This window comes from uncultured Campylobacter sp., from assembly GCF_938045535.1.
Classification (GTDB): Bacteria; Campylobacterota; Campylobacteria; order Campylobacterales; family Campylobacteraceae; genus Campylobacter_B.
In genome coordinates, this window is record NZ_CALIMQ010000207.1 from 1 (window position 1) to 2478 (window position 2478).

Sequence of the window (2478 nt, forward strand, 5' to 3'; positions counted from 1 at the left end):
CTAGCGCGTTTATTTTTGCGGCTTCGACGCACGGCGACGGACAGATCCAGGCTAAATTTGACGACAAATTGGAGCTTTTGAATAAAACTGATTTTGACGGACGCAAGGTCGCGCTCATAGGCGTCGGTAACGTCGAGCGCCACGGCAGCGATTTTTGCAGCGGTATGAGTGCGTTTTTGCCAGTGCTTAAAAAGGCTCGTCTCATCGGCGCTTGGGGCGCGGAGGGCTATAAATTTAAACATTCGCGCGCCTTCATAAACGGCAAATTTGTAGGTCTTACGATCGATTTTAAGGGCGATGAGCACTGGCAGGCGAGGACCGATAAATGGATCGCTGCGGTTAAAGGCGAGTTTTAAATATTTCAATTTTTGTGCGACCGACCGAGCTCTGGGCTCATCGAGCCTAAAGCTCGTTAAATTTCCCCATTAAATTTCACGCTTTGCTTGAAAGCGGCGCCCTCTTAAATTTTACTCGTTGCGCTGTTAGAATTTCTACCGCACCCAAGCTTCACCAGCTCATGCTGCGTAAAATTTATCGCTAGCGGGAGCCGCAAATTCCGGCTTGCTGCGCCGAATAGCTCTAAACAATTACCGCGATAAAATTTAGTTCGCGGCAACTTGCAAGCTGTTCGTGTGATAAAGCGATAAATTCCGCCCGTGATGCTTGTACGCCATTGGTGCGATAAAATCTTGCTTTCGCGACAAAATTTCGCTCGCGCGGCATCTATGTATCGCTCGCGCGTCAAAATTTCACGCTCTGCTTCCGAGCGGGGCCCCCTCGTCAAAATTTTAAAATTTTTAATTCAAAAAGTCGCCGTGTTTTACAAGCTGTACCGCTTGAAATCGCGCAGATAGGATGAAATTTTAATCCGCCCAAGCTTCAATTCTGTTCGCGCGGCGATCAATTTAATACAGCAAATTTAATGCGATCGATTTATAAAATCACCGCCCGAGCCTCAAATATCAGCGCCGCATTAGAAAAGTTATTTTATAATAACCGCATATCAAAATTTAAGGCGATCTATGAAGAGGCTTCTATTTTTCGTCGTTTTTGCGCTGGCCGCCCTCGCCGCGGCGATCTACTTCAATCTCGATAGGCGCGAAGAGGTCGCGCACAAGGCCTACGGCATCATCGACATCAGGCAGAGCTCGCTTAGCTTCGAGCGCAGCGGCCGCATTAGCGCGCTTTATCGCGACGAGGGCGATTTCGTGCAGGCTGGCGATGTTTTGGCAGCTCTGGATACGGCGGATCTGAGCTATCAAAGACGTATTCAGATCGCGAGATGCGACGGGCTTAAATTTAGCTTGCAAAAGCTGCAAAGCGGCTTTCGTAGCGAGGAGATCGAGATGGCGGCGGCGAACGTAAGCGCGCTGCAAAACGCCCTACAGCTCGCTACTTTGACGAACGAGCGCCTAAAAAGCCTAGGCAAAACCAACTCCGCGTCCAAGCAGCAGATCGACGAGGCGTTTTACTCGATGAAGCGCACGCAAGCTCAGCTGCAAAGCGCGCAGGCTAATCTGCGTCAGCTTCAAAGCGGCTACCGCGGCGAGGATGTCGGCGCCGCGCGCGCAAATTTGGCAAGCTGCGAGGAAAATTTAAAATATCTGAACTACCAAATCGAGACGCAAAGCGTGCTAAAAGCGCCATTTAGCGGGCAGATCAGAGCGCGCCTTAAGGAGCTCGGCGACATCAGCATACCAAGCGTGGGCGTTTTTGAGCTCAGCGAAGTAAAAAATAAGCGCGCGAAATTTTATCTGAGCGAAAATCAGCTCCGCTTCCTGCGTGCCGGACATAGCGTACGGATCATCGCGGCGGACGGCTCTAGCGCGAGCGCAAAGGTCGCCTACGTAAGCCAAACCGCGATGTACACGCCCCGCACGGTGCAGACCGAGGAGCTACGCGCCGATCTCGTGTGGGAGGCGCGCGCCGATTTTAGCGACGAAGATGGGCAGTTTCGCTTAGGTCAGCCGATCAGCGTGGAATTTTAACATGCAAGCGCTGCGAGTAAAATTTTAATGCATGAGCGAAATTTTAGCGCGCGGACGGCACTTTGGACACTGCGGGCAAAATTTGGATAGCAAAGCTCGTCGCCCGGTAAAATTTTACGCAACGCCGCGTGAGCCGTGTATACGGCGTGAGCCTGATAAAATTTTAAAAGCGCGCTTCGAGGCGGAATTTAGACGGCGCCTGTTCGGCAGAGCAGGGCGATGAATTTCGTCGTGCCTAAAATAGATCGTCTCGGCGGCGATAAAATGCTGTATGTTTATAACGAAGCCGTACAAAGGTGGCGCAAAATTTATCGCATGAGTTTTGCGCGAGCCGGCAGCGGCTTTGGATAAAAGATCGGAATTCTCAGCGCGGCGAGTAAAATTTCGGCGAAATTTTGGCGCAAAGCAGCGCGGGTTAAATTTTAAAATTTGCGGCTCGGAGACGAGGTAAAAGTAGGGCGGTATAGCGGCAACGAGCTTTATTTCTAGC

Annotated in this window: 3 protein-coding genes; 2 read left to right on the forward strand and 1 reads right to left on the reverse strand. The window is 51.0% G+C overall.

Annotation, left to right across the window (positions count from 1 at the left end; translation table 11 throughout):
- Together Q0095_RS06360 and Q0095_RS06365 are read left to right on the forward strand one after the other, a co-directional pair.
- Positions 1-356 (forward strand): flavodoxin (locus Q0095_RS06360; protein WP_297882420.1); only part of this gene is annotated, 356 nt, incomplete at its 5' end.
- Between the two features lie 666 nt (positions 357-1022).
- Positions 1023-1988: an HlyD family efflux transporter periplasmic adaptor subunit gene (locus Q0095_RS06365; protein ID WP_297882422.1), complete on the forward strand. Its 966-nt coding sequence runs from the start codon at positions 1023-1025 to the stop codon at positions 1986-1988.
- 114 nt (positions 1989-2102) lie between these two features.
- Here the strand turns inward: Q0095_RS06365 and Q0095_RS06370 are convergent.
- Positions 2103-2478, reverse strand: a 376-nt coding sequence (locus Q0095_RS06370) for a hypothetical protein (protein WP_297882424.1), incomplete at its 5' end; no start/stop codon positions are given.

Coding starts and splice junctions, on each gene's coding strand:
- Q0095_RS06365 (WP_297882422.1), top strand. CDS start 1,023: ATGAAGAGGCTTCTATTTTTCGTCGTTTTTGCGCTGGCCGCCCTCGCC.